Genomic DNA, 24986 nt, shown 5'->3' with positions numbered 1-24986 from the left:
GCTTGCCGGCGATAGCGCCCTCCAGACCGCTATCGCTCGGCGGACCGCTATCGCCAGCAAGCTGGCTCCTGCAAGGGATCGTGTCGGGTAAAAAAAAGTAAGAAAACAATAAAAATAAAAGGAGCGCTGCATGAAAACAACAATAAAACTGGGCCTTGTCGCATCCTGCCTGACCCTTCCACTGGGCGCTCAGGCGCTGGAATTTGCCGGTTACTTGCGTAGCGGCGCGGGGACTTCCACGGGCAGTGGCAAACAGCAATGTTTCCAGTTGCCGGGGGCGCAAACCAAATACCGCCTGGGCAACGAATGTGAGCAATATGCAGAGCTGGAATTGCGCCAGGACCTGCTGACCCTCGACGACGGCTCTGTACTCAGCGTCGACGCCATGGCCTCGCTGTACAACAAGTACGACCGCGCGCTTAAATTCCAGGGCGAGGACAACGGCTCGGCGCGCATGCCGCAGATGTATGCGCAATGGTCGAACCTGCCCGCGCTCAACGGCGGTTCGGTGTGGGCCGGTCGGCGTTACTACAAGCGTAATGACATCCATATCTCCGATTTCTACTACTGGAACCAGAGCGCCACGGGCGGTGGCATCGAGGACGTGCTGATCGGCGACCTGAAATACAGCTACGCCATTTCGCGCAAGGACAACCTGTACCAGAAGGAATACGCCACCCGTCACGACTTCAACGTCGCGGGTTTCAAGACCAACCCCGGCGGCGAGCTGGAGCTGGGCTTGAGCTACATCGAAAAGGCCGGTGGGCGCGACACCAACAGCGGCTGGGCAATCACCGCGCAACACGTGCAGAAGCCTTTCCTCGGCGGCAAGAACAAGTTCGCCCTGCAGTACGGCGAAGGCCCCGGCACCGGCCTGGGCTACACCGGTAATACCTTCCTGGATAACAGCAGCAAAAGTTATCGCGCCGTCGAGTTTTTCGACTGGCAAGTGACCCCGCGTTTTGGCGGGCAGATCGAGGCGGTGTACCAGAAGGACATTCGCCCAGGCAGCCAGGACCAGACCTGGATGTCGGTCGGCGTGCGCCCGGCGTATGCCATCAGCGAGCAGTTCAAGCTGGTCACCGAACTCGGCCATGATCAGGTCGAGGCCAGCGGCGGCACGCGCAAGCTGAGCAAATTTACCTTCGCCCCGACCTGGTCGCCCAACGGCCCGGATTTCTGGGCGCGGCCGGAAGTGCGGTTGTATTACACCTATGCGAGCTGGAACGAAGCGGCCAAGCGTGCGGCGAATGAACTGGCGGCGGGCTCGGCGTTGTCCGATACCGGCGCCTATGGCACGGCGCGGCATGGGTCGAATGTGGGTGTGCAAGTCGAATATTGGTGGAAATAGCTCGGATTCAAGTGAGCGAGCTTTATGTGGGAACTGGCTTGCCTGCGATAGCAACACCTCGGTCTTACTGAGAAACCGAGTCGCCGGCATCGCAGGTAAGCCAGCTCCCACATTGGACCGTCGTTCGCCCTATGATTTTTACAGAACAAAATAGCAGGTGAAGTCATGACCACAACGCAACCCTTGGAACTGCTGGCGCCCCTGTCCGGGGTGCTGCTGGCCCTGGACCGGGTACCCGACCCGGTGTTCTCCAGCCGTCTGATCGGCGACGGCCTGTGCATCGACCCGACCTCGCAGACGCTCTGCGCACCGTTGGCGGGCGTGATCAGCAATATCCAGGACAGTGGTCATGCCGTCAGCATCACCGACGACAATGGCGTCCAGGTGCTCATGCACATCGGCCTGGACACCGTGAACCTGGCGGGCCAGGGCTTCACGCGGCGGGTCGTGGAAGGCCAGCGGGTGGAGGCCGGGCAAGTGCTGATCGAGTTCGATGCCGACTATGTGGCACTCAATGCCCGCAGTCTGCTGACCTTGATGCTGGTGGTCAGCGGCGAGCCGTTTACGCTGCTGGCGGCGGACAACGGCGTGGTGGCGGTGGGGCAGCCGCTGTTGCAGGTGTCCCCAGGCGAGGCGGCTGAAGGTGCGGAGGAAGAAGAGGGCGACGCGCTGTTCTCCAAGCCGCTGACCTTGCCCAATGCCAACGGCTTGCATGCGCGCCCGGCAGCCGTGTTTGCCCAGGCGGCGAAAGGTTTTAGCGCGAGCATTTACCTGCACAAGCAGACCCAGAGTGCCAACGCCAAGTCGCTGGTCGCGATCATGGCGCTGCAGACCGTGCAGGGCGATACCTTGCAGGTCAGTGCGGCGGGGGCGGACGCCGAGGCGGCGATCACGGCCTTGGTCGAGTTGTTGGCCCAAGGCTGTGGCGAGCGCGTGACGGCGCCGGCTGAAGAGGCCGAGGTGGTTGCGCCAGTGTCGTCGGCGAGTGTCTTGCGCGGCGTGTGTGCGTCACCGGGTTCGGCGTTCGGCCAGGTGGTTCAAGTGGCTGAGCCCGAACTGAGCATCACTGAGCAGGGCAGCACGCAAGCTGCCGAGCGCGCCGCGTTGGCGCGGGGCCTGCAGGCGGCAACCGACGCCTTGCAAACCCTGCAAGCCAAGGCTGCCGGCAGTGCCCAGGCGCAGATCTTCGCTGCCCATCAGGAACTGCTCGAAGACCCGACCTTGCTGGAGCAAGCCCACCGCCTGCTGGACGAGGGCAAGAGCGCTGCGTTCGCCTGGAACAGCGCCACGGTGGCCACCGCCAAATTGTTCCAGGGCCTGGGCAATGCGTTGCTCGCCGAACGTGCGGCAGACCTGGCGGATGTGGGCCAGCGTGTGCTGAAACTGATCCTCGGGATCCAGGACAGTGCCTGGGACTTGCCTGAGCGCGCGATCCTGATCGCCGAGCAACTGACGCCGTCGCAAACCGCCAGTCTCGACACCCACAAGGTGCTGGGGTTTGTCACCGTCGGTGGCGGTGCGACGAGCCACGTGGCAATCCTCGCCCGCGCCCTTGGCTTGCCGGCGATCTGTGGAGTGCCCGCACAGGTACTGGCGCTGGCAAATGGCAAGCAGGTCCTGCTGGATGCCGACAAAGGCGAGTTGCACCTGGACCCCAACCTGGCCGAGATCGAACAGCTGGAAACGACGCGCAAGCAGCACGTCCTGCGACGCCAGCGTGAAGTGGCGCAGGCCTCGTTGCCCGCGATCACCCGCGATGGCCATCATGTTGAAGTCACTGCCAACGTCGCCTCGCTGCAGGAAGTGGAGCAGTCCCTGACCCTGGGGGGCGAAGGCGTCGGCCTGCTGCGTTCGGAATTCCTCTACCTGGATCGCAATCGCGCGCCCAGCCCGGATGAGCAGGCGGCGACCTACAGCGCCATCGCCCGCGCCTTGGGCCCGCAACGCAACCTGGTGGTGCGCACCCTGGATGTCGGCGGCGACAAACCGCTGGCGTATGTACCGATGGACAGCGAGACCAACCCGTTCCTCGGCCTGCGCGGGATTCGCCTGTGCCTGGAGCGCCCGGAGCTGTTGCGCGAGCAGTTTCGCGCGATCCTCGCGAGTGCCGGGCTGACACGCCTGCATATCATGTTGCCGATGGTCAGCCTGCTGTCGGAGCTGCAGGCGGCACGCCGCATTCTTGAAGAAGAAGCGCTGGCGCTGGGGCTCAGCGAGTTGCCGAAGCTGGGCATCATGATCGAAGTACCGTCGGCGGCGCTGATGGCGGACGTGTTTGCGCCGCACGTGGATTTTTTCTCGATCGGCACCAATGACCTGACCCAGTACAGCCTGGCCATGGACCGCGATCACCCACGCCTGGCCAGCCAGGCCGACAGCTTTCACCCGGCGGTGCTGCGCCTGATCGCGACCACCGTCACGGCGGCGCATGCCCACGGCAAGTGGGTCGGGGTGTGTGGCGCGCTGGCGTCCGAGGCACTGGCGGTGCCGGTGTTGATCGGGCTTGGCGTGGATGAGTTGTCGGTCAGCGTGCCGCTGATCCCGACCATCAAGGCCGGCGTGCGTGAGCTGGACCTGGACGGCTGCCAGACCCTCGCCCGCCACGTGCTGGGCCTGGAGGAAGCCAGCCAGGTGCGCGAGGCTGTGCGCCGGTATCGCGCGGCCACTGTTGAAACCTCACCTGTCGTGGAGCACTGAGCATGTTCGAGAAATTGCAGCGGGCGTTCTGGAAAGCCCTGACCCCGGATCTGATCGCCGAAACCGTGGTGGCGCCAGCACCGAGTGGGTTGTCGGCCGAGGTGCTGAGTGCACTGGGCGGCGCGGATAACCTCAAGTCGCAACAGCGCGTGGCACTGACGCGCGTGCGCGTGCAGCTGCAGGACGCGGGACGGTTGGATGAGTCGGCGTTGAAGGCGGCGGGTGTGCCGGCAGTGATGGTATTGACCGGCGGCGTCGTGCATCTGCTCACTGGCCTCTGAAGCCAGGCGCAGATCAAAAATGTGGGAGCTGGCTTGCCTGCGATAGCGGTGGGTCAGCCACTACCTTCAGCGACTGACACACCGCTTTCGCGAGCAAGCCCGCTCCCACAGTTTTGATCGTTGTTCGGGCTTGTGATTCGGGGCGCCGCACCGGCATTTGAGCGGTCTGATCTACCCGGTTCCAACCTTGGAATACATTGCAAAATGTGGGAGCTGGCTTGCCTGCGATAGCGGTGGGTCAGCCACTACCTTCAGTGACTGGCACACCGCTTTCGCGAGCAAGCCCGCTCCCACAGTTTTGATCGTTGTTCGGGCTTGTGGTTCGGGGCGCCGCACCGGCATTTGAGCGGTCTGATCAACCCGGTTCCAACCTTGGAATACATTGCAAAATGTGGGAGCTGGCTTGCCTGCGATAGCGGTGGGTCAGCCACTACCTTCAGTGACTGGCACACCGCTTTCGCGGGCAAGCCCGCTCCCACAGTTTTGATCGTTGTTCGGGCTTGTGATTCGGGGCGCCGCACCGGCATTTGAGCGGTCTGATCAACCCGGTTCCAACCTTGGAATACATTGCAAAATGTGGGAGCTGGCTTGCCTGCGATAGCGGCGGGTCAGCCACTACCTTCAGTGACTGGCACACCGCTTTCGCGGGCAAGCCAGCTCCCACAGTTTTGATCGTTGTTCGGGCTTGTGATTCGGGGCGCCGCACCGGGATTTGAGCGGTCTGATCAACCCGGTTCCAACCTTGGAATACCTGCAAAATGTGGGAGCTGGCTTGCCTGCGATAGCGGTGGGTCAGCCACTACCTTCAGCGACTGACACACCGCTTTCGCGAGCAAGCCCGCTCCCACATTGGTTTTCTGGTGTCTGGGGGAGTGGCTTACAGCTGCGGGGTGTCTTCCGGCGGCTTGGTCTTGTCGACGCCCGGTACATGCAGGTTGCCTTCGACCACCTGGTTGCCTTCCAGCTGCGGCTGGGTCACCCAGGTGAGGATGTCGTAGTAGCGCCGGATGTTCGCCACGAAGTGCACCGGCTCGCCGCCCCGGGCATAGCCGTAGCGCGTCTTGCTGTACCACTGCTTCTGCGCCAGGCGCGGCAGCATCTTCTTCACGTCCAGCCATTTGTTCGGGTTCAGGCCTTCTTTCTTCGCCAGCAGGCGCGCGTCGTCCAGGTGCCCGGTGCCGACGTTATAGGCGGCGAGGGCGAACCAGGTGCGATCCGGCTCGGCGATGCTGTCGTCCAGCTCATCCTTGATCTTGGCCAGGTACTTGGCGCCGCCCATGATGCTTTGCTTGGCGTCCAGGCGGTTGGACACGCCCATCGCCTGGGCGGTGTTCTGGGTCAGCATCATCAGGCCACGCACGCCGGTCTTGGAGGTGACCGCCGGTTGCCACAGGGATTCCTGATAGCCGATGGCGGCCAACAGGCGCCAGTCGACCTTTTCTTCCTTGGCGTAGGTACGAAAATGCTTTTCGTACTTGGGCAGGCGCTGCTGCAAATGCTGGGCGAAGGTGTAGGCGCCTACATAGCCGAGTACATCGACGTGCCCGTAATAGCGGTCTTTCAGGCGCTGCAGGGTGCCGTTCTTCTCGACCTTGTCCAGGTAGCTGTTGATCTCGTTGAGCAGGCTGTTGTCGTCGCCGGCGGCCACGGCCCAGCTCTGGTTGCTGGCATTGCCGAGGTCGAATGCCACGCGCACGTTGGGGAAGTACACCTGGTTCATCGCGACTTCGTTGGAGTCCACCAGGGTCAGGTCGATTTGCCCCTCGTCGACCATGCGCAGCAGGTCGACTACTTCAACGGCGTCGGATTCTTCGTATTCAATCGCAGGATTCTGCTTTTTCAGCTCCGCCAGTTGTTCGGCGTGGGTGCTGCCCTTGAGCACCATGATTTTCTTGCCCACCAGGTCCGCCGCGTTGGTCGGGCGTGACTGGCCGTTGCGGTAGATGATCTGCGGGGTGACTTCCAGGTAAGGGTGGGAGAAACGCACCTGCTGCTGGCGCTGCTCGCTGCTGACCAGGCCGGCGGCGGCGAGCACCGGACCGTTGGGCTTGCCCAACTGGCCGAACAGGTCATCGAGGTTGTCGGCGGTCTCGATCTCCAGTTTCACGCCCAGGTCATCGGCAAAGCGCTTGACCAGTTCGTATTCGAAACCGGTTTCACCGTTGCGGTCCTGGAAATAAGTCGCCGGGCTGTTCCGGGTGATCACCCGCAATACGCCATCCTCCTTGATTCGCTCGAGCGTGCTGGGTTTATCAACACAGGCGCTGAGCATCAGGAAGAGTCCGGTTGCGATGAGCCATTTGGCGCATCGCGGGCGCAAAGCAGTAGGGGAGAACATCTGCGCAGTATACGCAAACGGCCCACGGCGCCATATCTCGACAGCATGGGACTTGTCTGCTAGCGCCGGCAAAACTGTGCTGCAGCCCGCAGAAACGTGGCCTGGCAGCCGATTGTGACGGTTAAAATAACTGCTCCGAATAGCCGGGAAAACGCCCCGATACCGTGCAAACCGTGCCAACTGACGTCCGGCAGCGGCCACTGGTGCCGTTTCGGGTGCCGTTGGCGATGGTTTACGCTAGAATGCACGGCCTCAAAGCACACCCCCCTTCCCGAGGCTGTCCCGAAGATGTTGATCCTGCGCGGCGCTCCTGCCCTTTCTGCCTTTCGCCACAGCAAACTCCTTGAGCAACTGAGCCAGAAGGTTCCAGCTGTTACAGGCTTGTATGCTGAATTTGCTCACTTCGCCGACGTTACCGGCGTCTTGACCGCCGACGAACAGCAAGTGCTCGCACGCCTTCTGAAGTACGGCCCCAGCGTTCCCGTTCAAGAGCCGACCGGCCGCTTGTTCCTGGTTCTGCCACGGTTCGGCACCATCTCGCCCTGGTCGAGCAAGGCCAGCGACATCGCCCGCAACTGCGGCCTGGAGAAAATCCAGCGCCTGGAACGCGGTATTGCCTTCTATGTAGCCGGGCAGTTCAGCGATGCCGAGGCCGAGCTGATCGCCAGCAGCCTGCACGACCGCATGACCCAGATCATCGTCAGCCAGCTGGAACAGGCCGCCGGTCTGTTCAGCCACGCCGAGCCCAAGCCGCTGACCGCGATTGACGTGCTTGGCGGTGGCCGCGCCGCCCTCGAGAAGGCCAACACCGAACTCGGCCTGGCCCTGGCCGAAGACGAGATCGACTACCTGGTCAACGCCTTCAACGGCTTGAAGCGCAACCCGCACGACATCGAACTGATGATGTTCGCCCAGGCCAACTCCGAGCATTGCCGTCACAAGATCTTCAACGCCAGTTGGGATATCGACGGCGAGAGCCAGGAAAAAAGCCTGTTCGGCATGATCAAGAACACCTACGTGATGCACAGCGAAGGCGTTCTGTCGGCTTACAAGGACAACGCCTCGGTGATCGTCGGCTCCGTTGCCGGCCGTTTCTTCCCGGACCCTGAGACCCGCCAGTACGGCGCGGTGCAAGAGCCGGTGCACATCCTGATGAAGGTTGAAACCCACAACCACCCGACCGCGATTGCCCCGTTCCCGGGCGCAGCCACCGGTTCCGGCGGCGAGATCCGTGACGAAGGTGCAACCGGCCGTGGCGCCAAGCCCAAGGCTGGCCTGACCGGCTTCACCGTGTCCAACCTGCAGATCCCGGGCTTCGAACAGCCGTGGGAAGTGCCGTACGGCAAGCCTGAGCGCATCGTTACCGCGCTGGACATCATGATCGAAGGCCCGTTGGGCGGCGCCGCGTTCAACAACGAATTCGGGCGTCCGGCGCTGACCGGTTACTTCCGTACCTTCGAACAATCCATCACCACCCCGCGTGGCGATGAAGTGCGCGGCTACCACAAGCCGATCATGTTGGCCGGCGGCATGGGCAACATCCGTGAAGAACACGTCAAGAAAGGCGAGATCCTGGTCGGCTCCAAGCTGATCGTGCTCGGCGGCCCGGCGATGCTGATCGGCCTGGGCGGCGGCGCCGCTTCCTCCATGGCCACCGGCACCAGCTCGGCAGACCTGGATTTTGCTTCCGTGCAGCGTGAAAACCCTGAGATGGAGCGTCGCTGCCAGGAAGTCATCGACCGTTGCTGGCAGTTGGGTGACAAGAACCCGATCAGCTTCATCCATGACGTCGGCGCCGGCGGTTTGTCCAACGCCTTCCCGGAACTGGTCAACGATGGCGACCGCGGCGGCCGTTTCGAACTGCGCAACATTCCAAACGACGAGCCGGGCATGGCCCCGCACGAAATCTGGAGCAACGAATCCCAGGAACGCTACGTGCTGGCCGTCGGCGCCGAAGACTTCGCACGCTTCCAGGCCATCTGCGAACGCGAGCGCTGCCCGTTTGCCGTGGTCGGCGAAGCCACTGCCGAGCCGCAACTGACCGTCACCGACAGCCACTTCGGCAACAGCCCGGTCGACATGCCGCTCGAAGTGCTGCTGGGCAAGGCCCCGCGCATGCACCGTTCGGCGGTACGTGAAGCCGAGCTGGGCGATGATTTCGACCCAAGCACCCTCGACCTGGCCGACAGCATTGAACGTGTGCTGCACCACCCGGCCGTGGCGAGCAAAAGCTTCCTGATCACCATCGGCGACCGCACCATCACCGGCCTGGTGGCCCGTGACCAAATGGTCGGCCCGTGGCAGGTTCCCGTGGCCGACGTTGCCGTCACCGCCACCAGTTTCGACGTCTACACCGGCGAAGCCATGGCCATGGGCGAGCGTACGCCGCTGGCCCTGCTGGACGCCCCGGCGTCGGGCCGCATGGCCATTGGTGAAACCCTCACCAACATCGCAGCCTCGCGCATCGGCAAGCTGTCCGACATCAAATTGTCGGCCAACTGGATGTCCGCTGCTGGTCACCCGGGTGAAGACGCGCGTCTTTACGACACCGTAAAAGCGGTCGGCATGGAGCTGTGCCCTGAGCTGGGCATCACCATCCCGGTGGGCAAGGACTCGATGTCCATGGCCACCCGTTGGAACGATGAAGGCGTGGACAAGAGCGTCACCTCGCCGCTGTCGCTGATCGTCACCGGTTTCGCCCCGGTCACCGACATTCGCCAGACCCTGACCCCGCAACTGCGCATGGACAAGGGCACCACCGACCTGATCCTGATCGACCTCGGTCGCGGCCAGAACCGCATGGGCGCCTCGATCCTCGCACAAACCCACGGCAAGCTCGGCAAGCAGGCGCCGGACGTCGACGATGCCGAAGACCTCAAGGCCTTCTTCGCCGTGATCCAGGGCCTCAACGCCGATGGCCACCTGCTGGCTTACCACGACCGTTCCGACGGCGGCCTGCTGACCAGCGTTGTCGAGATGGCGTTTGCCGGTCACTGCGGCCTGAACATCGTGCTCGACAGCGTTGCCGAGGATGCTGCCGAAATCAACGGCATCCTGTTCAACGAAGAGTTGGGTGCGGTGATCCAGGTGCGCCAGGACGCAACCCCGGACGTACTCGCACAGTTCAGCGCCGCTGGCCTGGACGACTGCGTGGCGGTGATCGGCCAGCCGATCAACAACGGCGAGATCAACATCTCGTTCAATGGCGACACCGTGTTTGCCGGCCAGCGCCGCTTGCTGCAACGCCAGTGGTCCGAGACCAGCTACCAGATCCAACGCCTGCGTGACAACGCCGACTGCGCCGAGCAGGAATTCGACGTGATCCTGGAAGAAGACAACCCGGGCCTGAGCACCAAGCTCAGCTTCGACGTCAACCAGGACATCGCCGCGCCGTACATCAAGAAAGGTATTCGCCCACAAGTTGCCGTACTGCGTGAGCAGGGCGTCAACGGCCAGGTGGAAATGGCGGCCGCGTTCGACCGTGCCGGCTTCAATGCGATCGACGTGCACATGAGCGACATCCTCGCCGGTCGCGTTGATCTCAACGAGTTCAAAGGCCTGGTGGCCTGCGGCGGTTTCTCCTACGGCGACGTGCTGGGTGCCGGCGAAGGCTGGGCCAAGTCGGCCCTGTTCAATAGCCGTGCCCGCGACGCCTTCCAGGGCTTCTTCGAACGCAACGACAGCTTCACCCTGGGTGTGTGCAACGGTTGCCAGATGATGTCCAACCTCCACGAGCTGATCCCGGGCAGCGAGTTCTGGCCGCACTTCGTGCGTAACCGTTCCGAGCAGTTCGAAGCCCGTGTTGCGATGGTGCAGGTGCAGGAATCCAACTCGATCTTCCTGCAAGGCATGGCCGGTTCGCGTATGCCAATCGCCATCGCCCACGGTGAAGGTCATGCCGAGTTCGAAAGCGAAGAAGCCTTGCTCGAAGCCGACCTGTCCGGTTGCGTGGCCATGCGTTTTGTCGACAACCACGGCAAGGTCACCGAAACCTACCCGGCCAACCCGAACGGCTCGCCGCGCGGGATCACCGGTCTCACCAGCCGTGACGGTCGCGTGACCATCATGATGCCGCACCCTGAGCGTGTGTTCCGTGCCGTGCAGAACTCGTGGCGCCCGGAAGAGTGGAACGAAGATGGCGCCTGGATGCGCATGTTCCGCAACGCGCGCGTGTGGGTGAACTAAGGCGGTGTACAAGCTTGCCTTCTTTGTGCCCGACAGCCATGTAGAGACGGTGAAAACCGCCGTCTTCGCAGCCGGCGGCGGGCGCATCGGCGACTACGACAGCTGCGCCTGGCAAGTGCTGGGCCAGGGCCAATTTCGCGCGTTGGACGGCAGCCAGCCGTTTATCGGGCAAGTCGGCCAGGTGGAAGTGGTTGAGGAATGGAAGGTTGAGCTGGTGGTGGCGGATGAGCTGATTGTGGCTGTTGTGGCCGCGCTGAAACTCAGCCACCCCTATGAAACACCGGCTTATGAAGTGTGGCAGTTGGCGGATTTCTGACCCGCAAGCTGTCATCAAGAAACCCGCTGGGCCAGGTTGGCCAGCGGGTTTTTTGTGGGCTGTCATCCAGCCGCAGCTGACACTTTACGGTGCGGGGACTAACCTCACTTCAACATGCAACGCGTCGATCAATATCTTTTCGTGGCTGAAGCGCTGGCCTTGCATCTGCGCCCAGCGGTCGACATAAAACAGCCCATCCTTATCGATCTTGATCGGTGTCGAGACGATCTCCCCGCTGCGGGAGTGATGCACCAGGTTGCTCTGTGACGGCGACGGGCGTTCGATCAGGTACAAGCCGGGTCGGTTCAAGCGCGACCTGTCCGCAGGCACAAAGGGGGCTGGAGCCTGGGTTCCGGCAACGCCGGCGTCGAGTATGAAATCGCCGCGCAAGGCCCTCGGGCTAATGCCCTCGTGCAGGGTCTCCCAGCCACCCGGACGAATGTTCTTGGCCAATGCCGGCGCCGTATCCCTGACATGCAGGCTGACCGCGCCTTGCAGTTCCGCCAGGCCCGGAACGCCCAGGTTCATGTTGGTGTGAGTGCTGCCAACGAAGGCGATCCATTTGTGAGGCCCGTGCGCCGCCTGGTCGGCCGCGATGACCTTGGAGGCGAAGTAGCTGAACATCCGGTTGCGGGCCAGGTCTTTCTCCGCCAGCCCCTTGATGTTGTAACTGGCGATGCAGTCCAGGGCGCGGATGCGCAGGCCGTGCCTGGCCGCCGCCTGGACAACCTCGGTATAGGTGTCGCTGCCTTTGTAATTGGGCATGTAACCCCGATCCAGTTGTTTGAGGTAGCGCTTGAGGTCGTCCGGAAGCCGTTGCGTGGTCAAGAACAGATCCAGCTGGGCCTGATGCATATCGGTCAGCAGGTGCTCCACGTAAAGCGTCTTGAATCCCAGCGTCTTGAGTTTCCCCATCGACTCGCGCAGCCACCGCTTGCTGGATCGTGCAGTTTGACCCTCACCGATTACGAGCCCTGCGAAGTCGCTCTGGCGCAGGTTGTCCAGGAACGCCTCCGCAGGCTTGGGCGAAGCCAGGATGGCGGGATCTGGCCGGGTTGGCGGTACGTGGGTGTCCAGGTAGTTTTTTGCATCTGTACTCAAGCGATGCCTGGCGTCCTTGAAGGCCTGGAATGCTTCGTGATGGGCCGGATTCTGCGGAACATAGATGGGATTGAGCCCATGCGGCACCTCGGCCTGGCGGGTGATGCTGCCATGTAGTGCGGGGGCAATGTCGTAGTCGCTGTAATGCGTCACCGCATCCGCCACCGCGCTGGACGCCGCTGCAGCCTTGGGCGCTGTGTACGGGGTCTGCAGGGTCAGGCGGTAATCGCCCTTGGCCAGCGAGTCACCGGCGATGGCGCCCGGCGCGTCGAGCCACACGCCGACAGGCTGATCCGCGGCCACATCCACCACGCGCAGTGCGACGGCGTCCTGCAGGTCTGCCAGGCCTGGGGTGCCCTCGAACGTGCGCACGCGGGAATGATCCACCAAGGCTATCCAGCGCTCATCCAGCTCGTTGAGCGCATCGGCCTCAATGGCCTTGTGGGAGTAGAAATTCCTCACACTGTTGCTGCGTGGCAGAGTCGGCGGGGTGTCGCCCATCAGCAGGGCATCGTCCAGCAGGTAAGACGTGGATGCGTCCAGGGCGTTGACCTTCATGCCCTTTTCCTGGGCCTTGCGCACCAGGCTGACGTAGGAATACTCGGCGTTTTCGGCAAAGCCCAAGGCTTTATCCACAGCCTTGAGGTGCTTTTCAATGTGTAGCCAGGATTTGCCGCTGTTGAGCTTCTGCAGTTTCGAGCGGAAGACATCGGTGGGCAGGTACTCGATGTAGAGGTGTTTGAAGCCTTTGCTGATCAAGGTGTCCATCTGGGTGATCAGCAGTTGTTTGCTGGCGATGGAGTCGGGTATCGCGCCGATCACCAGGTTCTTGTTGGCGCTGAAGGCGTCGCTGGCGAGCAGTTGCGAGAACGGCATGCTGGCATCGATCGCCGGTGGATCAGCGCGAACGGGCAGCGGGTCGAGGTTCTTGAAAAAATCCTCGGCGTCCGTGGCCAGGCGTTCGGCCTGTTGCAGGTACGCGGTGCGCAGGGGTTTGAGTTCCACCGCAGCACTGCCCAGAACCACGTTCGGCGAGTCGAAATTCCATTCAGACCAGCGCATCATCCCTTCGCGCACCTGCGGGTTGAGGACCGGCTCCAGTTTGCTCGCGTACTTTGCCGGCATCTCATAGGGTGTGAGCTGCTGCGGTGTGTCGGGTAGCCTTTCATATTTGGGCGCGCCACCGACGACCCCGGTACGGCGCCACACGCCTTGCGCGTCAGGGGCTGCCACGCGGGTGGTGGAAACCAGCTTGCCGGTGGCCGGGTCGAGCCGGTAGAGCAAATAGCGACCGATCGGGTCCGGGGTGTTTTTCGCCCACAGGGCTTCACCGTCAAACAGCACGGGTTGCATGTTCTGCGGCGCCGGCGGCTTGGGTTGCAGCGGCTCGACCAGGTTCAACCGCTCGCTCGACAGCGCGCTGCTTTTGGCGACTTGGCGTACGCCAGGACGTGCAAGCTGCTTGAGCGAAACCAGCGCCGGGCGCAGGTCGGTGAACGCTGCGCCGGCGCTGTTGAGCACGTAACCGATCAAGTGCTCCACGGCCGCTTCGTTGTCACCCTGCTGATAAGCGTGCAGGGCCAGCATGCCGTCCTTGAATGCCAACAGCATGCCCAGGCTCAGGCTGAGAGTCGGGAATGGCGCAGTGGCGATGGCGGTGACCCACTCCACGCAGGTCCACAGGATGCCGGTGACCATTCGGGTGCGGTTGTTCGTGGTGCCTTCAATGTCGTCGATCTTGCGCTGCAGCGGCATGTCATACAGGGCCCGGCGCAGATCCTGCAGCGGTGTTTGCTCGCGGGTCGAGTCATAGCGTGGCAGGCTGATGTCGGTGCGGTTCAGGCCCTCGGGCAGTTGTGCCTTGGCGGCATCCAGGAAGGCACGCACCCTGACCTGGGATCGGGTACCCACCCGCTGGGTGAAGTAACCGAGCATGGCGGGCATTTTTTTCAGCAGGTAGTTGAACTGCCGAGCCTCGCGAAAGCTGATGCCATCCGGTGCATTGGGGGTGTAGAGCACTGTCGGGAAACCGGGATGGCTGAAGAGGAAATTTCCCATTACCCATTCGCCATCCAGTAGCAGGCGATGGATCGCATACGTGGTGCGCGTGGCGGGGGCGGTCTCGCCCATGCTGGCGATACTGCGCTCCAGCCATGCCCAATCACTTCCGGCGATCTCCCCCTGCAGGCGGCATTCAAGGCCGGCGTTCTGCATCTGGCGCTGAGTGATGGCCAGGGTCGCATTGCGTCGCAGGTCATAGTCGGCACTGCCGACGTTCAGCAGTTGAGCCTTGACCTTGTTGATGTAGCGTTGGCCGACCCAGGTGCCCGTCACCGAGCGCGCCACCGTGAGCGCGCCCGTAGGCCCCGTGATCGGGCTCAGGTCAACACCCTTCGGGCCTCTGAACCGCGCTGAGCGGGAGAATTTCTCGTCGAGAAAACCCACGCCATCGGCGTAACCGTCGCGGTACAGCTGTGTGTAGGTCATGGGCGCAGGGGTCGATGAGCCAATCAATGCCGGGGGCGAGAAGGCCCACACGGTGTCGGGGTCCACATCGTTGCCGTTACGTCCCAACAGCAGGTTCAGGCGCTGTCTGGCCTGTTCATGCAGATAGTCATTGAAGCTTGGGAACTTCGCGTCAGACAGCGGAAACTCGTTATAGGTGAGCAGCGCGCCCTCGCCGTCTTCCACCAGCTTCAATAGCTTCTGGCGGGTGTCGATGCTGGTGGAGCGGAACCAGTTCGGGGTGCTGAATTCATAGTCATCGACCCGTGTGGCCAGCACATGCGCCGCCATGGCCTTGAGGCACGCGGCGTGGCTGCCGATGTGGCCGAAGCTGATTTCTATGGATTCATGCGCACTTGGCTCGATGCTCATGCTGGTCAATACGTGTGTCATTGCTGCGCGAAAACGCAGCGCAACCCGCTTGATCAGGTAGTCGGTGAGCGTGCCTGGCGGATGCCGCGTGCCGTTGTCCAGGCTCCAGCCAAGAATATGGCTTCGGCACTCGCCCTCACTGTTGAACACCAGGAACTGCTGGTCCCGAGGCGCTTGCGGCGTGCACAGCAGCAGGCGGATTACAGCGCCGCTGGCGTCGGTTTTGCGCAACACCCACAGGTCCTGCAACTGCGCTTCATGCAGCGACAGCGTGGCGGCGCTGAGGTGGGGGGCGTTGCCCTGGCGCAGGTCGGTGATCAACCCGTAGTCCTCGTCACTGAGATGCCCCTGCAACACGGCGGTGTACGCCAGTGCGTTGATGCGTTGGTCGAGCATCCGTTCGATCGCCTGGCTGACGGCCGGTTTGGCATGCATCTGTTGTTGCAGGTCGGCGAACTCGATACGCGGTTGCAACGTGCCCAGCGTCTCCACCAGCCAGGCAGGTGTCAGGTCCCGGTAGGCCTTGGGCAGGAGGGCATCCTGGTAGGTCAGGGTGGTTTTGGTGAGGAAGTCCGAGCCCGCCAGCGCGTCGCCGGTTTGCAGCCCGCGCAGGGCCAGGTCGATCAGGCTGCGCTCGTGTTCATATTCGCCGATGGGATCGACGTAGCGCCGGGTGCTGATCATCAGGTCCTGTGGCGCCAGGTCGTGGATGTCCAGTTCATCGCTCAAGCGTTCGAGCCATTGGTAGTGCGCCAGGTCTTCAGGTGTGGTGACCGGGCCCAGCAGGTCGAGCAGTTGTTCGCGGGCCTCGTTGTAACTTGCCAGGTGGGTGGCGAGCGTGGCGCGGCGGGTGTCGCTGGCGCTGCGATACCAATCCGGCGCGCTCTGGCGCAGGTAGCGCTCCAGTAGCTGTCGGGCGCGCCAGCCCAGGCGTGCGTTGAAGTCCGGTAACGCTGCGGTGATGGCACGGTCCAGTGCATCGGTCAGTTGGGCGGCGTCGTGCGTCGGGTTGTCCTCCAGGCTCAAGGCGCGCTCGATGTCCTGGGTGCGCTTGTCGATCAGCGCGTCATAGGTATGTTCAAACAGCGGTTTGTCACTGATCGGCGTCAGCGCCAGCGGCCAGATCGCCCCCGGCGTGATATCGCCATAGCGCGCGGGCAGCAGGTGCATGAAGGCGCGCCGTTGCTCGGCATCGTCCATCGCCTGCAGCCATTGGCTGTTCAACTGCGCCAGTGAGCCGAAGCACTCGATGCCGCGCGCAGGGGTGTACAGCATCACTTCCCCAACCGGCGGCGCAGATGTCAGGTCGGCGACCTGCGGGCTGGATTTTTCCGTCAGCACAAAGGCGCCCGCCAGTTCGACGGTGCGTTGCTGGTAGCTGAAGCTCAACGCATACAAGCCTGGGCGCAACGTGATACCCAGCGGCACACGCTCAAGCATGGCCCGTTGCTGCGGATGCAGCAGGCGGTCCTCGGCACTCAGCGCGGTTTCGTTGGCCAGCGCCGTGTACCCGGCGTCAAACGTCATGAAGGATTTAAGGGGCTTGCCATCGATTTGCTCATAGCGATCGAGGTGCAGCAGGTGAGCGTTCAGTGTGGTCTTGAGCGCCGTCACTTGGGTGGGCAGATTGCTTGACGTCAGTCCTTGATAGAGGGGCCGGCTCTTGGCCAGGAATTGCTGGCGGTAATTCGTCAGGATCCGATTGATGCGCTCCAGATAAGCCAGGGCTACGGACGGCGTGTGTTCGGGGACTAACGGCGACTCGACCTGGAGCAAGTGATGCCCGATCTGGTTGAGGTGGCCCTTGATGCCTTCAAAGGTCTGGGGTGTGGTGCTCACAGGCACGCTCTCCATGCTGGGGGTAAGAACCCTCAGCATGCGCAGGCGGGAAGTTGACCAGGCGGTAGATAACTAGCGCAGGCAGGTGCCGACACATCCTGGTGACTTGCCCGGCGTTCATGGATAGCGCGGCGGGTTGAACACAGCGAGTCTCGGAGATTTCCCACAAACCTTTCGGGTTGTCCCTCGGAACTCTGCTGAATAGCCTTTGTTGGTCACTGACCATTCAGTGATCGGGATTTGAGTTCAAGGCCCGTTCAGCAGTGTTGCACTGGCTTGAGATTCAAGAAATGGAAACTCCTTATGTTGTCGCTCCGCGCCTCAATACGAGTAGCTCACTCGGACAAGCACTGATTTCAATGTTCAAATCCATTGAAGTGGAATTGATCCTTGAGGGAGCAAAGCCAGGAGCAGTCAAGGTCATCGTGTTCGGTGGCTGTGCTGTCCACCTATATACCCACCACCGTGTATCCACGGACGTTGATGCGGAGATTTATTGCACGAATATTCACCACAAGTTGCGCCTGCAGACGTTACTGGCAGAGTTTCCAGAGCAATTTTTCGACGAGCAGTCTGGCCGTGTCATGGAGCTCAATTACGACCTTCAATACAACACTGGCTTTGGTCCTCTTCACGAGGATTATTGGGAGCGAAGTATTCCCCTGGCAGAGTTTACTGCTGAGTCTGCACTGCATCTGCATATTGCTGCACCTATCGACATTGCGATCTCCAAGCTGGGTCGAGCTACTGATCAGGATGTAGGCGACATCATGGCCCTGCTCAGGGCTGGGTTCATTGTGACCACTGAGTTCCGTCGGCTGGCATTGCAGGCAATTGATATGTATGTTGGCAACAAGGAACCACCTGCCTCTGTACTGACCAATATCTTGCACGATTACCTGGAAACTGAAGTTGATGAAGCCTATTAACGGTCCTGTCCTCTCCGATGCCTTGGATATGCTGGTCAAAAGTCCGCTGAATCAGGCTGATGACAGTGCCCTTGTCTGCGCGGCAAAAGCGGTTTGGTATTCAGACACTAGTCTTGTGGGAGAGGTAAAGGCGTTTCTGGAAGTACACTCCAGTGAGGTGGAGCTTCGTCGCGCAGGTTATTTGCTGGAGCGTTTCACGCGCTTTTCGTGTGCGACAGACAGTCGGGTAGTCGAAGTGCTGAAGGTGCTTGAGCTTTTTCAGGCTGCTGCGTCCAAACAAGAGGTAAAACGGCAGGGTACTGTTGCGCTTGGCAGTCGCCGCGATGAGTTGGCGGTGTCGTGGGGTTTGAGTGAAGGGCTGGGATTGAAGGCTCAAGCGTTAATGCCTTTTCAGACCCGCCATTACGAAGCCGAGCAACGTTCGGTATCTGCTTAGGCATGAATCGCTATCAAAGAACCCGACTTAAGTCGGGTTTTTGCCGTCTGTGATATCTCCAGTTTTCGGAGATTTTCCACGAACCTTTCGGGTTGTCCGTCGGAGCCCGCCTCACGAATCTTCTGCAGTCGCTGCACATTCAGCGACCGCGACTGCAAGCCCGCTCCGACCGCATTGCCTGGTCGGGCACCGATCAACTGTGGGACCGGCTTGCCCGCGAATGGCCCGCACTGCCACCGCTGCGCTATACCTTGGCGCCGACCTCGCGGGCATTGACCAACCGTTCAAGCGCCTCGCTCAAGCCCGACGCCTTGTCGCCAATCAGCAGGTGCCACACACCGCTGTCCAGCTGGCTCACCCCCTGGCACCCGAGCGCCGTCAGTTGAGCTTCGGACAACCCCGAATCATCGCCCAGTTCCACCCGCAGCCGGGTCATCGCCACCGCTTCCAGCTGGCGCACATTCGCGCGACCGCCGAGTGCGCTCAGCCATTGCTCGGCTTCCTGCACATTCACGGCGACAGACTTATCCACAGGTGCCCCTGCCACCGGTGCGCTGGCCACAAACGATGGCATGGCCAGCCGAATTTCATCGGCAATGCTGTCAGCCAGTGGCCCGACCACCACTTGCAGGCTGCCCCCATTGCCAGGCCGCACGACGGCCATCGCCCCCAGGGCTTTCAACTCGGCATCCACGGCTTTGTTGCGGTCGACCATGTCCAATCGCAGGCGCGTGGTGCAGGCCCCGACACTGAGCAAGTTCGCCGCGCCGCCCAAGGCCTGGATATAAGCCGTGGCGCGCTGGTTATCAGTCATCGCTTCAGCCTGCGCCACCTGGATATCCTCGCGGCCCGGCGTTTTCAGGTTGAAGCGGCGGATGCAGTAACTGAAGACGCTGTAGTAGATCGCGGCATATGCCAGGCCAACCGGGACCACCAGCCAGCCATTGGTGGATTTGCCCCAGCCCAGCACCATGTCGATAAACCCTCCGGAAAATGTGAAGCCCAGGTGGATATTCAACATATTGGTCAGCGCCATCGACAGGCCGGTGAGCAGCGCGTGGATCAGGTACAGGAACGGCGCCAGGAACATGAAGGCGAATTCAATCGGCTCGGTCACGCCGGTGAGGAACGAGGTCAGCGCCATCGACAGGAAAATCCCGCCCATCACTTTGCGCCGCTCCGGCAGGGCGTTGCGGTACATCGCCAGGCACGCGGCGGGCAGGCCGAACAGCATCACCGGGAACATGCCGGTCATGAACTGGCCGCCTTTGGGGTCGCCGGCAAAGTAGCGGGTCAGGTCGCCGGTGACCACCGCGCCGGTTACCGGGTCGGTAAAGCTGCCGAACACAAACCACGCCATGTTGTTGAGGATATGGTGCAGGCCGGTGACGATCAGCAGGCGGTTGAACACGCCAAACACAAACGCGCCGAAACTGCCGCTTTCCATCAGCAGCACGCCGAAGCTGTTGATGCCGTGCTGGATCGGCGGCCAGATCAGGCCAAAGATCACTCCCAGGGCCACCGCCGAAAACCCGGTGACAATCGGCACGAACCGTCGCCCGCCGAAGAACGCCAGGTACTCCGGCAGCTTGATGTCCTTGAAGCGGTTATACAGCGCACCGGCCATCAGCCCGCTGGCGATACCGGCGAGCATGCCCATGTTGATGGTCGAGTCCATCACCTTGAGCGTGGAGACCATCACCAGGTAGCCAATGGCTCCGGCCAGCCCGGCGGTGCCGTTGTTGTCGCGGGCAAAGCCCACGGCGATGCCGATGGCGAAGATCAGCGCGAGGTTGGCGAAGATTGCCTGCCCGGCATCGTGCATGACGGCGATGTTCAACAGGTCGGTGTCACCCAGGCGCAGCAGCAGGCCGGCAATCGGCAAGATCGCGATGGGCAGCATCAGCGCGCGGCCCAGGCGTTGCAGCCCTTCGATGAATAATTGGTACATGGCGGGTCTCCTTTTTCTTGTTGTTGTCAGCTCAGCGGCCAATGGTGTTGACAGGCTTGGCGAACCGCCCTGGCACTGCTCAGGTCGAGCAGCCCTTGGCTCAGTTGCCGGCATTGCGCCGCGTCCAGGTGACGGACACGGTCCTTGATTTCTCCGATTTGCGGCGCACTCACCGACAGCTCGCTGACCCCCAGGCCGACCAGGACCGGCGTCGCCAGCGGGTCGGATGCCAGGGCGCCACATACCCCAACCCAACGCCCATGCTTGGCGGCGCCAACGCACGTCTGGTGGATCAACCGCAGCAAGGCCGGGTGCAAGGCATCGACCCGCGCGGCGAGGCCGGCGTGGTCGCGGTCCATGGCCAGGGTGTACTGGGACAGGTCATTGGTGCCGATGGACAGAAAGTCCGCATGCTTGGCCAACTGCTCGGCCATCAGCGCGGCGGCGGGCACTTCGATCATGACCCCCAGCTCCGGGCGTTGGGTCAGTTCCAGCTCAGCGCACAGCTCATCCAGGCGCTGGCGGATCTGCAGCAGTTCGTCGACCTCGCTGACCATCGGCAGCAGGATGCGGCAGCGCTCCAGCGGGCTGACTTGCAGCAACGCGCGCAGCTGCTGGTCGAGCAATTCCGGGCGCAGCTGGGCCATGCGAATCCCGCGCAGGCCCAGCACCGGGTTGGCCTCGACAGGCAGCGGCAGGTAGTCGAGCTGCTTGTCACCGCCGACGTCGATGGTGCGGATGATCACCGACTTGTCGCCCATCGCATCCAGCACGGCTTGATAGGCCTGGCGCTGTTCCTGTTCATCCGGCGCAGTGCGGCGGTCGACGAAGAGGAATTCGGTGCGCAGCAGGCCGACGCCGTCGGCGCCGTTCGCAAAGGCCAGTTGGGCCTCGGCGCTGGAGGCGACATTGGCCGCTACCTCGATGCTCACGCCGTCGAGGGTGTGCGCCGGTTGCCCGGCCTGGGCTTGTTGCTGCTGGCGACGGCGTTGCTGCACGTCGCGAATCTGGTGCACTTCGGCGTGACGCGCTTCACTGGGCGCCAGTTCCAGGCGACCGTTGCCGGCGTCGAGCACCACGCGCTGGCCTTGCGGCACATTGAGCACTTCTGCGCCCAACGCGACCACACACGGCAGGCCTTTGCCCCGCGCAAGGATCGCCACGTGGGAGGTGGCGCCACCTTCGGCCATGCAGATACCGGCCGCGTTTTGCGCGCTCAGTTGCAGCAAGTCCGACGGTGTCAGTTCGTGCGCGCTGACAATCGCCCCGGCGGGCAATTCGACATGCCAGGCTTCGCCGAGCAGCGCGCGCAGGACCCGCTGCTGCAGGTCGCGCAGGTCATTGGCGCGCTCGGCGAACAGCGGTTTGCCCAAGGCCAGCAACACTGCGCATTGCGCCTGGATTGCATCACGCCAGGCATGGGTGGCGGCGCTGCCCTGTTCGATGGCTGCGGTGGCGGCTTCCAGCAGGGTCGGGTCTTCCAGCAGGGCGAGGTGGGCGGCGAAGATCTCTTCTTCCTCGACGGCCTGGCGTTGCCGGGCGTGGTCCAGGGTCTTGCGGATTTCGCCGCGCACCTGCTCCAGTGCCGCGTCCAGGCGTTGCAGTTGTTCGTCGGCGCGATGCTGGCCGAGGTCTGCCGGCAGCTCGATACCCGCCAGGCGGAACAGTGGGCCACAGACCAGCCCGGGTGCCGCGCACACGCCTTGCAATACACCGGCTTCGGTATTCGCCCGCCGTGGCGCCGCGACGAGCGGCGCTGTGGGCGCTGGGGGCCTCCTTGACCGCGACTGACAGCGCCGCGACCAGCGCCTGCAACGCGGCCTCGGCGTCTTTGCCGCGGCACGTCACGCGCACCTCGTCGCCTTCGCCGACCCCCAGGCCCAGCACGCCGATCAAACTGTTGCAGGCGGCCGACTTGGCGCCGAAATGCAACTGCGCCTGGCTGCTGAAGCCCTCGGCGGTTTTGCGGATCAGCGCCGCCGGCCGTGCGTGCAGGCCGCCGCGATGGGTGATGCGCACGCTCGCGCTGGCTTCAGTCAATGAGTTATCCACAGCGGTTTGGCCCGGCGCGGTTGAGCGCGGTAGCACGTGCAGCAAAGGTTCACCGACTTTGACGCTTTGCGCGGCTACCGGACGCAGTTCGAAGCGCTCGCCATTGGTCAGGATAATCAAGCTGACCAGGCTCTTGCACTGGCGCGCAATGCGGTCCAGGTCGAACTGCACCAAAGCCTGGCCACTGCTGACCCGTGCCCCTTGCTTGACCAGCAAGGCAAAACCTTCGCCGTTGAGTTCCACGGTGTCGATGCCCACGTGCATCAGCAACTCGGCACCGTTTTGCGCGCGGATCGTCAGCGCGTGCCCGGTGCGGGCGACATGAATGATCTCGCCATCGCAGGGCGCGTGCAGGCAATCATTGAGCGGATCGATGGCGATACCGTCGCCCATGGCGCCGCTGGCGAACACTTCGTCGGGAACGTTGCCCAGGGTCAGCAGCGGACCACTGAGTGGGGCGCTAAGGGTCAATTCATTATTGTTGTAGGACATGGGCACGGTACTCATCAGGAAAACGCGACTCAGTGAGTGCGGGTAACTTTGCTCAGGTGACGCGGCTGGTCCGGGTCCATGCCCCGCGCTTCAGCCAGGCCGGCGGCCATCACGTAAAAGCTCTGGATCGCCAGGATCGGGTCCAGGCTCGGGTGTTCGGCGCGGCTCAAGGTCAGGTCACGCTCGGCGATATCGTCCGGTGCGGCCAACAGCACGCGGGCGCCGCGCTGGCGCATGTCGACGGCCAGGCTCAACAGGCCGGCCTGCTCGGCGCCGCGTGGGGCGAATACCAGCAAGGGGTAGTCTTCATCGATCAAGGCCATCGGCCCGTGGCGCACTTCGGCGCTGCTGAAGGCTTCGGCCTGGATCGCCGAGGTTTCCTTGAGCTTGAGCGCGGCCTCCTGCGCGATGGCAAACCCGGCGCCACGGCCGATCACCATCAATTGCTGGCAGTCGCGCAGGGCGTCGATGGCGGGGCGCCAATCCTGCCCGGCGGCTTCGCTCAGGCCTTCGGGCAGGGCACGGCAGGCCTGGAGCAAATCGGCTTCCTGGTTCCAGTGGCCAATCAACTGCGCGCTGGCGCTGAGGGTGGCGATAAAGCTTTTGGTCGCGGCGACACTCAGTTCCGGCCCGGCGCACAGCGGCACGTGGAATTCACACGCAGCCTCCAGCGGCGAGTCTTCGGCGTTCACCAGCGAAATGCTCAAGGCTCCCCGCTTGCGCAGCAGGCGCAGGCTGTTGACCAGGTCCGGACTTTGCCCCGATTGCGAGAAGCCGAACGCCACCTGGCCGCTGACTTTCAAGGGCGCCTGCAACAGGGTCACCACCGACATCGGCAACGATGCCACCGGGATGCCCACGTGCTGCATGGCCAGGTAGGCGAAGTAACTGGCGGCGTGGTCCGAACTGCCGCGCGCGATGGTCATCGCCACTTGCGGCGGCTGGCGACGCAGGCGGCCGGCGATTTCTTCCAGCAGCGGGTCCAGGCGTTGCAGTTGCGCCGCAACGGCATCGCGGGAGGCCAGGGCCTCTTCAAGCATTTTTGAAGACAATGGTTTCTCCTTCGACCATGACGTCGGTGAGGTGCAGGGAGCGGTCCAGGCGTACGCAGTCGGCGAAGCTGCCGGGTTGCAGGCGGCCGCGTTCTTCCAGGCCCAGGTAGTCCGCAGGAAATTGCGACAGGCGTTGTGAGGCTTCGCTGATAGGCAGGCCGATCTTCACCAGGTTGCGCAGCGCCTGGTCCATGGTCAGGGTGCTCCCGGCCAGGGTGCCGTCGGCCAGGCGTACGCCGCCCAGGCACTTGGTCACGGTGTGGCTGCCCAGCTTGTATTCGCCATCTGGCATGCCGGCGGCGGCGGTGGAGTCGGTGACGCAGTACAGGCATGGGATCGAACGCAGGGCGACGCGCATGGCACCGGGGTGCACGTGCAGCAAGTCCGGGATCAGTTCGGCATATTGCGCGTGTGCCAGCGCGGCGCCGACGATGCCCGGCTCGCGGTGATGCAGCGGGCTCATGGCGTTATACAGATGCGTGAAACTGGTGGCGCCGGCGGCGAGGGCGGCGACGCCTTCTTCGTAGCTGCCCAGCGTGTGGCCGATCTGCATGCGCACCCCGCGTTGGCTGAGGGCACGGATCAGGCCGTCATGCCCGGCGATTTCCGGGGCGATGGTGATCACCCGGATCGGCGCCAGGCGCAGGTAGGCTTCCACTTCTTCCATCAATGCGGTGTGGGCGAAGTTGGGTTGTGCGCCGAGTTTTCCGGGATTGATGTAGGGCCCTTCCAGGTGCACACCGAGGACACGGGCGCTGCCTGTAGGACGCTGCTCGCAGAAGGTGCCGAGCTGACCGAGCACGCTGGAGATTTCATCCACCGGTGCGGTCATGGTGGTGGCCAGCAGCGAGGTGGTGCCAAAGCGCACGTGGGTGCGGGTGATGGTCTCGAAGGCGTCGGCACCTTCCATGATGTCCTTGCCGCCACCGCCGTGCACATGCAGGTCGATAAAGCCCGGCAGCAGGTAGGGCAGTTCGTTGTCGGCAGGGTCGCAAGGCACGCCTTCAATGGCGGTGACCTTGCCGTGCTCGTGCACCAGGCGGCCGCGCATCCAGCCGTGGGGCGTGAGGATATTGTCTTCGGACATGG

General features: G+C 62.9%; 12 protein-coding genes and 1 pseudogene. 7 read left to right on the top strand and 6 right to left on the bottom strand.

Features of this window, described 5'->3' with window-relative positions:
• Positions 1–130: 130 nt before the first annotated feature.
• The 3 genes from JFU04_RS24125 to JFU04_RS24115 all read left to right on the top strand — a co-directional run bounded on the left by JFU04_RS24125 (position 131) and on the right by JFU04_RS24115 (position 4329).
• A complete protein-coding gene (locus tag JFU04_RS24125; protein WP_065908656.1) occupies positions 131–1351 on the top strand; it encodes a maltoporin in 1221 nt (406 codons plus the stop codon).
• 165 nt (positions 1352–1516) lie between these two features.
• A complete protein-coding gene (gene ptsP, locus JFU04_RS24120) occupies positions 1517–4048 on the top strand; it encodes a phosphoenolpyruvate--protein phosphotransferase (protein ID WP_201145828.1) in 2532 nt (843 codons plus the stop codon).
• Between the two features lie 2 nt (positions 4049–4050).
• Positions 4051–4329 (top strand): PTS transporter subunit EIIB, encoded by a 279-nt coding sequence (locus JFU04_RS24115; RefSeq protein ID WP_065908658.1) that lies wholly within the window; start codon positions 4051–4053, stop codon positions 4327–4329.
• 877 nt (positions 4330–5206) lie between these two features.
• Here JFU04_RS24115 and mltF read toward each other — a convergent pair.
• The gene (mltF, locus tag JFU04_RS24110; RefSeq protein WP_065908659.1) at positions 5207–6667 is read right to left on the bottom strand and encodes a membrane-bound lytic murein transglycosylase MltF; all 1461 of its coding nucleotides are present in this window, start codon (positions 6665–6667) and stop codon (positions 5207–5209) included.
• A 288-nt stretch (positions 6668–6955) separates the two neighbouring features.
• Between mltF and purL the strand changes: the two genes are divergently transcribed.
• Entirely contained in the window at positions 6956–10852 is a 3897-nt protein-coding gene (purL, locus tag JFU04_RS24105) for a phosphoribosylformylglycinamidine synthase (protein ID WP_106802697.1), read from the top strand.
• Between the two features lie 4 nt (positions 10853–10856).
• Positions 10857–11168, top strand: a complete 312-nt coding sequence (locus tag JFU04_RS24100; RefSeq protein ID WP_003193986.1) for an NIF3 1 — start codon at positions 10857–10859, stop codon at positions 11166–11168.
• 84 nt (positions 11169–11252) lie between these two features.
• Here JFU04_RS24100 and JFU04_RS24095 read toward each other — a convergent pair whose 3' ends face one another.
• Positions 11253–16985, bottom strand: a complete 5733-nt coding sequence (locus JFU04_RS24095) for a dermonecrotic toxin domain-containing protein (protein WP_201145827.1) — start codon at positions 16983–16985, stop codon at positions 11253–11255.
• A gap of 290 nt (positions 16986–17275) precedes the next feature.
• Here JFU04_RS24095 and JFU04_RS24090 point away from each other — a divergent pair, with 290 nt between their 5' ends.
• A complete protein-coding gene (locus tag JFU04_RS24090) occupies positions 17276–17914 on the top strand; it encodes a DUF6036 family nucleotidyltransferase (protein WP_065908668.1) in 639 nt (212 codons plus the stop codon).
• Entirely contained in the window at positions 17898–18350 is a 453-nt protein-coding gene (locus JFU04_RS24085) for a hypothetical protein (protein WP_065908670.1), read from the top strand. Before JFU04_RS24090 ends, JFU04_RS24085 begins: the two co-directional genes overlap by 17 nt.
• 244 nt (positions 18351–18594) lie before the next feature.
• On the opposite strand, the gene nagE is transcribed toward JFU04_RS24085, so the two are convergent.
• The 4 genes and pseudogenes from nagE to nagA all read right to left on the bottom strand — a co-directional run bounded on the left by nagE (position 18595) and on the right by nagA (position 24984).
• A complete protein-coding gene (gene nagE / locus JFU04_RS24080) occupies positions 18595–20301 on the bottom strand; it encodes an N-acetylglucosamine-specific PTS transporter subunit IIBC (protein ID WP_201145826.1) in 1707 nt (568 codons plus the stop codon).
• 26 nt (positions 20302–20327) lie between these two features.
• A pseudogene (gene ptsP, locus JFU04_RS24075) lies at positions 20328–22845 on the bottom strand (phosphoenolpyruvate--protein phosphotransferase).
• 29 nt (positions 22846–22874) lie between these two features.
• Positions 22875–23897, bottom strand: coding sequence for an SIS domain-containing protein (locus JFU04_RS24070; protein ID WP_107338935.1), 1023 nt, complete (start codon positions 23895–23897; stop codon positions 22875–22877).
• Complete coding sequence (nagA, locus tag JFU04_RS24065; RefSeq protein WP_065908679.1) at positions 23878–24984, bottom strand: N-acetylglucosamine-6-phosphate deacetylase; 1107 nt, start codon at positions 24982–24984, stop codon at positions 23878–23880. Before nagA ends, JFU04_RS24070 begins: the two co-directional genes overlap by 20 nt.
• Positions 24985–24986: the final 2 nt, after the last annotated feature.

The sequence above is a fragment of the Pseudomonas sp. TH21 genome, from assembly GCF_016651025.1.
Taxonomy (GTDB): domain Bacteria; phylum Pseudomonadota; class Gammaproteobacteria; order Pseudomonadales; family Pseudomonadaceae; genus Aquipseudomonas; species Aquipseudomonas aylmerensis.
Note: the sequence above shows the minus strand (reverse complement) of the source record. Positions and strands in the feature narration are given on the sequence as shown.

What these genes read in the sequence shown, in the direction of transcription:
- JFU04_RS24125 (WP_065908656.1), top strand. Translation starts at nt 131, where the DNA reads ATGAAAACAACAATAAAACTGGGCCTTGTCGCATCCTGCCTGACCCTT.
- purL (WP_106802697.1), top strand. Translation starts at nt 6,956, where the DNA reads ATGTTGATCCTGCGCGGCGCTCCTGCCCTTTCTGCCTTTCGCCACAGC.
- JFU04_RS24090 (WP_065908668.1), top strand. Translation starts at nt 17,276, where the DNA reads ATGGAAACTCCTTATGTTGTCGCTCCGCGCCTCAATACGAGTAGCTCA.
- mltF (WP_065908659.1), bottom strand. Translation starts at nt 6,667, where the DNA reads ATGTTCTCCCCTACTGCTTTGCGCCCGCGATGCGCCAAATGGCTCATC.
- nagE (WP_201145826.1), bottom strand. Translation starts at nt 20,301, where the DNA reads ATGTACCAATTATTCATCGAAGGGCTGCAACGCCTGGGCCGCGCGCTG.
- nagA (WP_065908679.1), bottom strand. Translation starts at nt 24,984, where the DNA reads ATGTCCGAAGACAATATCCTCACGCCCCACGGCTGGATGCGCGGCCGC.
- JFU04_RS24115 (WP_065908658.1), top strand. Translation starts at nt 4,051, where the DNA reads ATGTTCGAGAAATTGCAGCGGGCGTTCTGGAAAGCCCTGACCCCGGAT.
- ptsP (WP_201145828.1), top strand. Translation starts at nt 1,517, where the DNA reads ATGACCACAACGCAACCCTTGGAACTGCTGGCGCCCCTGTCCGGGGTG.